Origin of the sequence: Nostoc sp. (genome assembly GCF_036917635.1) — a bacterium.
Taxonomy (GTDB): domain Bacteria; phylum Cyanobacteriota; class Cyanobacteriia; order Cyanobacteriales; family Nostocaceae; genus Nostoc.
Map to the genome: position 1 here is coordinate 136573 of NZ_JBALCW010000042.1, position 12036 is coordinate 148608.

The following is a 12036-nucleotide window of genomic DNA, read 5'->3' on the forward strand; positions in this document are numbered from 1 at the left end:
TCTCAATTAGGAAAGTAGCGAACATATTTTCCGTGTCAAAGAGTTTAGTACAAAAGCTTGTAAAACAACAAAAACTTGAAGGAAATTTACAACTAAAGCCGCGAGGAAAACCACAATTTAGTCATCTGACAAATGCTGACGTAGAGTTAAGAGAATTAGTCGAAGCGCATCCAGATGCAACATTGATAGAGTTGTGTGAATTATTTGCAGATAAGACTGGCAATTGGGTAGGTCAAAGTGCAATGTGTCGGGCTTTACAGAAATTAGGATTAAATCGTAAAAAAAAACAAAGAGGAGTACGCAAGCAGGGACTCTAAGAGTCCTGAATTTAAGATTAGATTATTGGGAAAAGGTCAAATATATAGAGCCAGAAAATTTGGTATTTTTGGACGAAACTGGTGTCATACTTGGGTTAACCAGGACTCATGCCCGTTCACAAATGGGAACAAGAGCTTACTCTCAAGGGCCCCTTCTATAGAGGCTCAAAAGTTACAGTAATTGGAGCAATTAGTATTAACAAAGTAGTTGCATTAATGACAATGAATAATTCAATGGATGGCATCGCATTTGAATTATTTGTTGAGAAGTTTTTAGTGCCAAATTTATGGTCAGGAGCAGTGGTAGTTATGGATAATTTATCTGCACATAAACTAGATTCAATTGTGCCAATGATTGAAGCTGTAGGTGCGAAAGTTATTTGTTTATCCTCATACTCCCCCGATTTTAATCCAATTGAATTATGGTGGTCACAACTTAAATCTTTTTTACGAAGTTTTGCTCCAACTACAACAGAAATGGTTGATAAACTAATCTCAGCTGCACTCGACTTAATAAATCCTCAACATTTAAGAAACTGGTTTGCTAGTTGTTGTTACTGTACCTCATAACAGCCGTAAATGCTGTATCTTCATCAGCCTCTAGTCAGATAAAAAAAATACTTTTAAATAAGTATTCCGACTAGGGCTTTTTTCTTTATAGTTCTGTCTAGAAAAGGATTTCACAATACTCTGGCTTCATTCGAGAAAGGTATAAGCAAAAGGCAGTGTTGACTGTATTGCTTTACTATGATATAGGGGGAGTCAAAGTAAAAAGGGGAACAAAACTCTTGTTCCCCTACGATCGCTTTATATTCCGTGTAATTGAAAGCAGCTATAAGTTTTTAGCGATCGCAAAACTTCAGATAATTGCAAATCAGCTTTCGTCTCGCCCCTGAACTTGAGCGGGTGGACTGGTTGCCTCAACAGCAGTAAATGGTTCTAGGATTTTGTAAGTGTGGCTGGCTCCTTTAGGTACTACCCAAGAACTCCCAGACTCTAGTAAAATCGTTTGCCCTTCAATATGCAATTCTGCACGACCATTGATTACATAACCAACAGTTTCATATTCTCGTGCTGTTGGTTCTTTAGGTTCGTTCGGTTCCTCATTCTCCCACAGACGCATGGAAAGGCTTTTGCCAGATGCAAGATATTTCTGACCAAGTTGACCTTTAGGAGAATGGCTAGAGTCTACTTTGATAACGGTTGTATCAGACATATTTTTTGCCTCTTTCTACTTTTAACTTTTAACTGCTGTCCGTGGGTTTAAGTCCCCCGGTTCTAAAACCGATAAGTTTTGTGTTGGCGTTAAATCCCCATTACAAAACAAAATTTACGAATTACGAATTACGAATTACGAATTATTTAATTCATCCCCCTATTACGGTTTGAGTACAACTTTGATACAGTTATCTTTCTTCTGCTTAAAAATTTCGTAGCCGTGGGGCGCTTGTTCTAAAGGTAAAGTATGAGTGATGATAAAAGTTGGATCGATTTCACCGTTTTGAATCCGCTCTAACAAGGGTCGTAAATACCTATGGACATGCGTTTGTCCCATTTTGAAGGTCAATCCCTTGTTCATGGCAGCACCCATTGGGATTTTATCTAAAAAGCCACCGTACACACCCGCAAGTGATACGTGACCACCTTTAGCAGCAGATACTATTACTTGCCGTAATGCCGTCGGCCGGTCTGTTTCTAGACGTACTGCTTGCTTCACCTGGTCATAGAATGCCATAAAGTCTGTGCCGTGTGCCTCCATTCCTACTGCATCTATGCAAGCATCGGGGCCACGACCGCCAGTCATTTCTTTGAGTGCTTCGCCTACATTCACTTCTTCGTAGTTGAGAACTTCTGCTTTGCCGTATTCTTTAGCCATTTGCAGACGTTCGGGAATGCGGTCAAAGGCGATTACCCGTTCCGCACCTAGCATATATGCGCTTTTAATTGCGAATTGTCCAACTGGGCCACAACCCCAAACAGCGACAATATCACCGGGTTTGATGTTGCAGTTTTCGGCTGCCATGTAGCCAGTAGGGAAAATATCTGTTAAAAATAGCACTTGCTCATCCGTTAAACCATCGGGTATTTTGAGCAAGCCGACATCGGCAAAGGGGACTCTTGCATACTCTGCTTGACCACCAGCGTAACCGCCGAATAAATGAGAGTAGCCAAATAGACCTGCTGGCGAATGCCCCATTTGCTTTTCTACTAACCAAGCATTGGGGTTAGAGTTGTCGCATAGTGACCATAAATCCCGATTGCAGAAAAAGCAACTACCGCAAGATATAGTAAAAGGAACAACGACGCGATCGCCTACGTTGACATTTTTAACTGCACTTCCAAGTTCTACGACTTCCCCCATGAATTCATGACCAAGGATATCGCCCTTTTGCATGGTGGGAATGTAGCCGTCATAAATATGCAAATCTGAACCACAAATTGCCGTGGAAGTAATTTTAACAATGGCATCGCGTGGGTTAAGAATTTTGGGGTCGGGAACTGTATCAACCCGCACATCGTTTGCTCCATGCCAGCAAACTGCTTTCATAATTATTTATTCCTTAGTTATGATTTCTGGCTTGTTTATATCAAGATAAATACTCGATTTAGCCTGATTTTGAGACGCGATAACTATCGCGTCTCAGTGAATTTTCAAAGGTTATTTTACAATTTTTGAGTCAAAAGGTTAGACTCAAAAATGGCTACAAATCTAGCTTATAAGTAGGTAGGCAAGATAAAACCAAACTATGTAAGCAAAAGTAAAATCTCTCTATTTGGCTCGTAGTTGCGCTGTCTTGCGCTAAAGCGCAACTACGAGCGAGTGATATTATTTGCTAGGAGGAGTTCGGTAATAACCTTCTTTAGTTTCAGTCAGCTTAACTTTGTCTCCAATTGTATTTTTTGTAGACTTCAGAAACTCTTTTGTAGATCGAGGAGTTTCTTCATCCAAGTTTAACTTCTCGCGGATAGTATCAGCAGCGCTTTTTAATTTATTGCCAGTCTTTTCTAACTGGGTATTGTTTTGCCCGTCTGGGATTCCTTTATAATAAGTACCTTCTGGAGTTTGAACATCAGCTTGTGCTACGCTAACGTCACTAAAAGCCTGACCTAACAAAAACATAAATCCTACCAGAAAGACTACAACGATTTGGGAAATGCGAATATTCCGCACCCAAGAAATTACTCGATTCATAAAAAACCTCAATTACATTATGTTAGGTGGACAATTCAAAACCTAAATGATTATTCACAATTTAGGGTTTAAGAACAACTTTGATGCAGTTATCCTTTTTTTGTTGAAAGATATGATAGGCGTGGGGTGCTTGTTCTAAAGGTAATTGATGGGTGACAACAAAGGATGGATCAAGTTTTCCATCCATTATCATCTGTAATAACGAATGCATATATTTTTGTCCATGCATTTGTCCCATCCTAAAGGTTAGACCTTTATTAAAAGCTGCACCAAATGGTAGTTTATCTACAAAACCACCATAAACACCCATGATTGAAAGAGTCCCGCCTTTACGACAGGCGACCATCATTTCCCGCAGAACGTGGGGACGGTCGGTTTCCAATTTGAGCTTTTGTTTTGTTTCGTCGTATAAGCCTTCTAAACCAACACCGTGTGCTTCTAAACCAACAGCATCGATGCAAGCATCAGGCCCACGACCACCAGTCATCTCTTTCAACGCTTCGCCAGCATTAACTTCTTCGTAGTTAATCACTTCTGCTTTGGCAAACTTTTTCGCCATTTCCAGGCGTTCGGGAAAGCGATCTATACCGATCACTTTTTCGGCTCCCATCATGTAGGCGCTAATCATGGCAAATTGTCCAACAGCACCGCAACCCCAAACGGCTACAGTATCACCCGGTTGAATATCGCATAATTCTGCGCCCATGTAACCGGTGGGGATAGCATCGGAGATGAATAATAACATCTCATCCGGTAAGTCTGGCGGAACTTTGACGACACCCACATCAGCAAAGGGTACACGGATATATTCTGCTTGTGCGCCTGCATAACCCCCTAACATGTGGGAGTAGCCATAAATAGCTGAGGTAATATTACCAAATAATTTTTCTTGAATCCAACCATTGGGATTGGAATTATCGCACAATGACCACATATCACCTTGGCAATAATGGCAATTACCACAGCCAATTGTAGAAGGAACAACAACGCGATCGCCTATTTTTAAATTGTTGACTCCCTTACCAACTTCCACGACTTCTCCCATAAATTCGTGACCGATAATGTCACCCTTTTGCACTGTGGGGATATAGCCGCCATATATATGTAGATCGGAGCCACAAATCGCCGTGGAAGTAATTTTAATAATTGCATCACGCGGGTTAAGAATTGTCGGATCTGGTACCGACTGTACCCGCACATCATTAGCACCGTTCCAGCAAACTGCTTTCATAGTTATTAGTCCTTAGTCATTAGTCGTTAGTCATTAGTCATTAGTCATTCGCTTTAGATAAATGACAAAGGAAAAAGAACAAATAACTAGCTGCGTCCAGAAGGTTGGCCTTCGGTGGTCGCAATTTCGCCTGCTTCCATTAGCATCTTGAAGCGGCGCAATTCATCGCCAATTTGCTGTTCTGGTTCTTCACCAAAAAGTTTAGCTACGGTAGCTGCCAATGCTCCACCGGGGGGGTTATACTCCAAAACAACCTTAACTTCCGTGCCGCGATCGCCTGGTGCTTTTTTGAAGCGAACAAAACCAGAATTATCAACGTCTGCACCTTCTACAGAAGCCCAAGAAATAAATTCATTTTCCCGGTCTTCGAGAATATCTGCATCCCATTCTACGGTATTATCCAAGGGTGCATTAGCAATCCAATGAGAACGTTTTTCGTTATGAACCTTAACAGATTTGAGATGCTTCATAAATGTGGGCAGATTCTCAAAGTTATGCCAAAAGCGATACAATTCTTCTGCCGATTTATTTATTGTTACCGTCTTTTCAACTTTGATCGGTTGGTTTATCCCTATTGCTTCTTGTGCTTTCTGGATTGTGCTTTGCTTGGTTGCACCTTGATAAACCAAACCTCCACCTGCTAAAGCCGTCAGCGCTCCCCGCAATGAACCTTGCCTTAAACCCATCAGCACCATCGCACCGCCACCAATGAGAGATGCCCAACGCTCTACTTCACTAGCTTCAGTCTGATTTGTACTTGATTTATCCCCTGATGTTGAAGTCACTTTTTTATATCTCCATCACAGTAAATTCACCATAGAGGCGCAAATACCCTCTTCTTTCTATCTCTGAGTTATTTGCGCCTCTGCCGTAGCCGTCTACCTTCAAAAAGCCTTACATTGACACAGCAGCCCCTGTAGTCGGCTTAGGAGGTTGAATCTGAGTATTTATCCGCGCCCGATATAAGTCTACCAATCGCTGTTCGTATTTTAATAAATCGTGGTAAATTTCTTTGAAAATAGCAGTTGCTACTGGGTCAGTGAACATTGCAGACAAATTGCCAATATCGCCGATACCAGTTTGCACATCCCCTAAAGCACAGCGTAACTGATATATATCATCACTTCCGGTCATAGCAGTTTTGACCTTGGCGTACTGATTGGCAATATTCGCCGCTATTGAGGTTTTTTCGCCCAATCGCTGAAGATAAGTTTCCAGTTTTTGAATGTGGCGCTGTTTATTCGCAATTATTTCTTGAAAGACTGAGTTAACTTCGCTATCTGATTCTTTTTCCAAGTAGTTTTCAAATGCTTCTAGCGAATAACGTTCACCAGCAAGGGCATTATTTAAACCTTTGGTTATTTCACCTTTAGTTGAGCCACCCCAAGCATCAGCCACTTTCCACCATTCAGCACTTGTGTCTTTTTCATTTGGTAATGCAGCATCTTTGCCGCCATAACCCAAACGGTTTAATATAGCTGTGGTGAAAATTGGTAAGTCTCCGGGTTCACGGGATGTAATCAAATTTCCGTCAACTACCACTGGCTCATCTAGATATTTTGCGCCAGCGTTAATCATGTCTTTGGCAATAGCGATAAAACCAGTGGCTTGTTTACCTTTGAGCAAGTCGCCTTCAATCAGAACTTGTGGGCCATGACAAACCGCAGCGACTAATTTTCCTTGTTGTATAGCTTCTTGGACAAAGCGGACTGTGTTGGTGTTGCGCCGCATTCTGTCGGGAGCCATCCCACCGGGAATTATCACAGCGTCGAATTCGGCTGCGATCGCTTCTGTGGTAGTACCATCAGCTTGGATGCTAAGTTTGCCGCGTTTACCTTTATATTTTTCATTCATTCGGGAACCAAGGACTACTACTTCCATTCCCGCTTGTTTTAGTCCATTATAAGGGACTGTAAATTCTGCATCCTCTACTGCCTGTTCAATAAGGATGGCAACTTTTTTATTAGCGGCATGATTGTTGTGGTCAGTCATAGATTGTATTACCTGTTTATTTCTAGTCTAGTATTTAACTAGCTACAATATTTATCGATTATGGCAGTTAAAAAACAAAGTTAAATGGCTAAACCTAAATTTGATTTTTCTTTAATAAAGAATAGTTAGGAGTTAGAACTTGGCTACTGAATAATTTCGGTTTTAGAGCTACTAACTCATAACTAAAAACTTCAACTACAAGTTGCTTGACCATGAATTCATATTTACATGGTATGGCGCGATCGCTAGTTTAGCTTCGTTCCCAGGGGATAGATTATTTTATTACTAAAGCCATACATCTCTAGTTAGACAAGTTAGAGACAGAAAAACGTTATTGTAAGAATGCACAAAAAGGCTAGTATCATGGCAGAAAAAAATCATAAAGACGAAATTGAAACCAATGATTTGCCACAGGAAATTACCGAATCCTACGGTACTGGTGTGAAAGACTTGCCGGGATACAATATTGGTGGTAGCTCAATTCAAGCAGAAAGACAGGAGTACACAGAAACGAGTCCAGAACTGACTGGTGGCGATGTTGACGCTTATTGGCAAGATGCAGATGCGGTTGGAGATGAAGCTGTTGGTGGTAGTACTTCCACTCCCGATCAAAATGTAACCCAGGAGCTAGAAGCAGCAGTAGGGCTGGAAATGGATGATTCTGAGTTTCTGCATACTAACGATATTTTAGAGGATCGTGATGGCGATCGCTGGGAGTTAGATCCCAAGTCTTCTGAAGATTATCAAGATCGGCGAGAATAAGCTCAATAAAAGTGTCACCGTTAATAAATTAAGGTCACTGAATTGGGCAGTGCTTATAAAAGCACTGTCACAATAAAATTAACATCTATCTACCGAAATACCTCAGGGTAATAGAATACGCTTGGTTTAAGGATAATTGTCAGGGCTATTTCATTCTATTTTTACGAATCTTTTTGAGAAAAATAAGAATTTAAACCTGATATAATTTGGGAACCGTAATTTTTGCCCTCACCCTAAATCCCTCTCCCATTTATGGGAGAGGGACTTTGAAATTATGTGTTTTTGATATTGGGCTTTTATCTAAGTGTAATCCTTCTAATGCAGGACTACAAGTTGCGCGATTTATGTTCTGTTTATAATTGTTCTTCTTTATGATTCCAATACATCTGTCTTCAGTAGGGTAAAAGGCTAAATGTACATTTGGTAACCTTGCTAATGAAATCGATTAATTGCAATTGGAGTTAATAATGACATTTACACAAACTGGCGATCCAACTATTCGTGAACATGTTCAAGCTTGGCAACAGTTGGGTGTGGATCAACAACTGGCTTTGTTTTGGTTCATTTACAAAGAAATGGGTAAGTCAATTACGCCAGCCGCTCCTGGTGCTAGCACTGTTTCCCCAGAAATCGCTGAAGGTTTGTTTAATCAAGTAAAGGAATTATCTCACGAACAACAATTACAAGTTCAGCGTGACTTGATTAATAAAGTAGATACGCTAATTTCTCGTGAATATGGTTCTTTGGGTGATACCACTAAGCTACTATTTTGGTATCGACTATCTCAAGGTATGGATGATGGTACTATCATTCCTGTACCTTCTGACTATCAACTCCCCTCAGAATGTCAACAGTTGTTTGGCAAAATTCAAGGATTAGAGTTTGAGCAACAGATTACTCTTTTCCGTGATTATGTTTCGCCAATGGGTGCCGAAGCAAAAGCAGGTGCTGAAATTTAGCACTTTTGAAGTTTTTAGGTAAGAAGTCAGAATCCCGAATCCAGAAGTCAGAATTAAGAAGACTTTGATATCCAAACTTAATAATTTTAATAAAATCAAGAAGTTATTGTCCGCTTGATTTTATAATTATTCTGGCTCCTAACTGCTGAATTCTTACCATTTTTTCGGAGAAATAAACACAGAGTAAAAACTAAAACTCTTACTCTGTGTTCATCTGTGTCTTTAGCCAGTTGCACTCTCCAGTCGTAATGCCCTTTGTTTTGTATTTAATAGATTAAAAGTAATTATAGTTGATTTAATCTATCTTTTAGTTGGTTTAAATATACTATTTTTATATTATGATTACTATTTTATTTAAAGTTAAATCAATATTTTTTTAGTTAATTAAGTAGTTAATTACATTGAGGTATTTATGACTTCTACAAACGTCAATTTTTTAGAACAAAGTGGATCAAAATTCCAGAGTTTGGATATAGACGATCGCCTGACGGTTCTAGCGTTACTGTATACTGAGATTGCTGATGAAATTCCAGCGATCGCTCTCAATGATGTGTCAAACGAAAAGACTGCGAATTTAGTTGCCCAAATTCAAAATCTGCCCCAGCAGGAACAGGTTTTTGCTTTGCGTCAGTTGGTACACCAAGGTGAAGTAGGGGAAACAGCAATTCTTACTCAAGAGTATACTTCAATGAGCGTTGATGATAAATTGGCTTTTTGGTATCACCTCGCCCAAAATTTGGGAACTACAATTATCGGTGTACCAAATGACTATATACCCTCTGAAAAAGCTACAGAAGTAATAGATTTACTTGACACACCCAATATTGAGGATTTAGTGACTTTCTTCAAGCGGGTACTGTAAGAGTTTTGAGTTAGGGATTTCCAAGGAATAAATTATTCCAAAAAACGAACCACAGAGACGCAGAGAACACAGAGGGAGGAGAGATTAAGAGGATTTTTGCGTTAGTTTTGGAATATTTTTTTATTTGGAAGTCCCTTAAGAATCAAAGGTGAGGCTATGCCCATTGGTGTCAACTTAACGTATAACCTAGATTTGGCGAACTTTCCAGGTTTGACCCTCACCCCCAACCCCTCTCCCAATTTTGGGAGAGGGGAGTAAATTCTCTAGTTCCCCGAATCCCAAGTTGGGATTTGAGGTTAGGGGATAAGGGCAAAACGTCCTCTCAAAGCAGATTTTTTCTTAAGTTGACACTTATAGGCTATGCCCCACCTTTATTTTTAAGTTAATGATTATGTCATGTTCTCCTAAACATTAGACATCTCCGACAATGAATGTAGAGACGCGTTAGCACATAGCGGCACGAAGTGCAATTTCGCGTCTCTACAAGGCTTTCAGGTTACGCATATTTAATTTCTGGAGATGTCTAAAGGAGTACGCAGTAGGGGCGAACAATTTTATGCCCCTACCATAGCAATAAATATTAACCTTTTTGAATCACTGCTTGATAGCGACCTAGAGCAATTAAAGGAAAATACTGTTGATATAGATGATACTTAAGATAAAAATGGCAGGGAAAGCCAGTACCTGTAAAGTTCGCCTCAAACCAAGTACCATCTGGCTGTTGAGTTGCTACTAAATAGCCAATTCCCCGCTCGATCGCCTCAAGAGATAATTTACCAGTTGCTTCACCTGCTGCCAAGAGGCCAATTAAAGCCCAAGCAGTTTGAGATGCAGTACTATTTCCTTTTCCTTTAAGACTGGAGTCGTCATAGCTGCGGCAAGTCTCACCCCAACCCCCATCCGGGTTTTGACATCCAACTAACCAAGCTGCTCCTCGTTCTATACTGAGTTTATGCTTTTGAGGAGCAATTAACGCCAAAGCTGATAAAACGCCACTGGTGCCGTAGATATAATTTACACCCCAACGACCAAACCAACAGCCTTCGGTTTCTTGTTCGCTGTGAAGATAAGTAAGCGATCGCTCTAAATTATCACGATCAATTGACAAATCACAAGCACCCAGCATTTCTACGACTCTAGCCGTAACATCTGCGGTATTTGGATCGATCATCGCTTTCAAGTCGCCATAAGGGATGGAGTTAAGCCAATCTTGATCGTTATCTAAATCAAAAGCAGCCCAGCCGCCTGGTTTACATTGCATAGATGCAATCCAGTTTAACGCCCGAACGATCGCAGCTTGCTTGATTTCTTCATTGGGGAGTTTCGCCAAATGTAAAGCCATTACCACCACAGCCGAGTCGTCTACATCGGGATAAAAGCGATTGTCAAACTCAAATGCCCAAGCCCCTGGTTTTCCCTGACGATTTTTTACAGCCCAATCTCCGTAATCTAAAATTTGTTTTTGTAACAACCATTCTCCAGCTTGCACTACAGCCGGATGATCTGGTGCAAAGCCAGATTCTACTAAAGCCCGCATCGCCCAAGCTGTATCCCAAACGGGTGAAACACAGGGTTGAACTCGGTAGCTATCCTCTGTTTCAATGGCAAAGTTATCAATTGCTTGCAAACCTCGTTCTATAATGGGGTCGCTTCGGTGATAATCTAGACACCGCAAAGCAAACATTGAGTTCAACATCGCCGGAATAATCCCACCCCAGTCACCTGTAGCTTCTTGGCGCTCTAAAATCCATTTTTCGGCGGCTTTGATGCCTTCTTCACGAAAGGGTACTAAATTCAGACTTTCTGCCAACTTGAACCCCCGATCGAGGCTGAGAAATAAATCAGTCCAATCGCCAGTTTGGGGTAATTCCCACTGCACTCGATCAACACCTTCAACGTATAGCTCATTTAGGTTGATAGTTGGGTCAGTTATAAAAACAGGTTTGCGATCGCATACAATCAGTAATGGCACTGTGCTGGAACGCGCCCAACTAGACATTTCGTAGATATTAACTGGGAAAGCTTTTGGCAACAGCATTACCCAAGGTGGTAGCGAGGGAATACCGCGCCAGTTGTAGCAGCCAATCAAGGCTAAGTGCAACTTGGTAAAAATCCGAGTTTTGCTGATACCACCTCGTTGGAGAATAAAGGTTCGCGCCCGAATCATCGCCGGATCGGTTGCTGGTACACCTAGCAGCTTTAGCGCCATGTAGGCTTCAACCGAAGTGCTAAGTTCTCCGCCATCACCATAATAAAGTTCCCAGCCGCCATGCTCTCGTTGTTCTTGACGCAGATAGGCTGCAACTTTGTCTAAAGGTCTGGTTTGGTCTGTTCCCCAAATCTTATGCAAAAGAACGACTTCAGCAGTGATGGTGACATTGGATTGTAACTCTGCCCACCAGTAACCTACGGGATTTTGAATCGATTGTAAATATTGTTGACTGGCTGCGATCGCCTCTGCGACTTGATTGACTTTTACCCTGTCTTGTGTTTGCATCAAATATTATTTAACCTCAACACCCAACACTAGTTATGAATACGGCAATCGGAAAAAATTTTTTCTCTATCAGTAGACATAGTATTCTGTCTGAGTCACTGATAATTTGCAATAGCTCATGGATGTAATTGTATTAGAATTGCTACCCAACGAGATTGCAAGCATTTTGAACCTATTTTTGAGTAGCAGGTGAGTAGTACTCAAAAATCTGGACACTCAGCTT

The 12036-nt window shown here is 40.9% G+C and carries 12 protein-coding genes; 5 read left to right on the forward strand and 7 right to left on the reverse strand.

Annotated elements, in window-relative coordinates; all coding sequences use genetic code 11:
• Window positions 1-5 precede the first annotated feature (5 nt).
• Both V7K32_RS11915 and V7K32_RS11920 read left to right on the forward strand, forming a co-directional pair.
• Window positions 6-317, forward strand: coding sequence for a helix-turn-helix domain-containing protein (locus V7K32_RS11915; RefSeq protein ID WP_334993391.1), 312 nt, complete (start codon window positions 6-8; stop codon window positions 315-317).
• A 108-nt stretch (window positions 318-425) separates the two neighbouring features.
• Complete coding sequence (locus V7K32_RS11920) at window positions 426-887, forward strand: transposase (protein ID WP_334993357.1); 462 nt, start codon at window positions 426-428, stop codon at window positions 885-887.
• 304 nt (window positions 888-1191) lie between these two features.
• Here V7K32_RS11920 and V7K32_RS11925 read toward each other — a convergent pair whose 3' ends face one another.
• The 6 genes from V7K32_RS11925 to V7K32_RS11950 all read right to left on the reverse strand — a co-directional run bounded on the left by V7K32_RS11925 (window position 1192) and on the right by V7K32_RS11950 (window position 6733).
• On the reverse strand, window positions 1192-1533 hold the full coding sequence (locus tag V7K32_RS11925) for a cupin domain-containing protein (RefSeq protein WP_334993359.1): 342 nt from the start codon (window positions 1531-1533) through the stop codon (window positions 1192-1194).
• A gap of 162 nt (window positions 1534-1695) precedes the next feature.
• Window positions 1696-2865: a zinc-dependent alcohol dehydrogenase gene (locus V7K32_RS11930; RefSeq protein WP_334993361.1), complete on the reverse strand. Its 1170-nt coding sequence runs from the start codon at window positions 2863-2865 to the stop codon at window positions 1696-1698.
• Between the two features lie 279 nt (window positions 2866-3144).
• On the reverse strand, window positions 3145-3510 hold the full coding sequence (locus tag V7K32_RS11935) for a hypothetical protein (RefSeq protein ID WP_334993363.1): 366 nt from the start codon (window positions 3508-3510) through the stop codon (window positions 3145-3147).
• 61 nt (window positions 3511-3571) lie between these two features.
• The gene (locus V7K32_RS11940; RefSeq protein WP_334993365.1) at window positions 3572-4741 is read right to left on the reverse strand and encodes a zinc-dependent alcohol dehydrogenase; all 1170 of its coding nucleotides are present in this window, start codon (window positions 4739-4741) and stop codon (window positions 3572-3574) included.
• 86 nt (window positions 4742-4827) lie between these two features.
• Window positions 4828-5526: an SRPBCC family protein gene (locus V7K32_RS11945; protein ID WP_334880487.1), complete on the reverse strand. Its 699-nt coding sequence runs from the start codon at window positions 5524-5526 to the stop codon at window positions 4828-4830.
• A 109-nt stretch (window positions 5527-5635) separates the two neighbouring features.
• Window positions 5636-6733: a DJ-1/PfpI/YhbO family deglycase/protease gene (locus V7K32_RS11950; protein WP_334993367.1), complete on the reverse strand. Its 1098-nt coding sequence runs from the start codon at window positions 6731-6733 to the stop codon at window positions 5636-5638.
• Between the two features lie 363 nt (window positions 6734-7096).
• On the opposite strand from V7K32_RS11950, the gene V7K32_RS11955 reads away from it, so the two are divergent.
• From V7K32_RS11955 to V7K32_RS11965, 3 genes are all read left to right on the forward strand, one after another.
• Complete coding sequence (locus V7K32_RS11955; RefSeq protein ID WP_334993369.1) at window positions 7097-7495, forward strand: DUF6335 family protein; 399 nt, start codon at window positions 7097-7099, stop codon at window positions 7493-7495.
• A gap of 467 nt (window positions 7496-7962) precedes the next feature.
• A complete protein-coding gene (locus V7K32_RS11960; RefSeq protein WP_334993370.1) occupies window positions 7963-8454 on the forward strand; it encodes an orange carotenoid protein N-terminal domain-containing protein in 492 nt (163 codons plus the stop codon).
• A gap of 412 nt (window positions 8455-8866) precedes the next feature.
• Window positions 8867-9316 (forward strand): orange carotenoid protein N-terminal domain-containing protein, encoded by a 450-nt coding sequence (locus V7K32_RS11965; protein ID WP_334993372.1) that lies wholly within the window; start codon window positions 8867-8869, stop codon window positions 9314-9316.
• Between the two features lie 580 nt (window positions 9317-9896).
• On the opposite strand, the gene shc is transcribed toward V7K32_RS11965, so the two are convergent.
• The gene (gene shc / locus V7K32_RS11970) at window positions 9897-11813 is read right to left on the reverse strand and encodes a squalene--hopene cyclase (RefSeq protein WP_334993375.1); all 1917 of its coding nucleotides are present in this window, start codon (window positions 11811-11813) and stop codon (window positions 9897-9899) included.
• Between the last annotated feature and the right edge of the window lie 223 nt (window positions 11814-12036).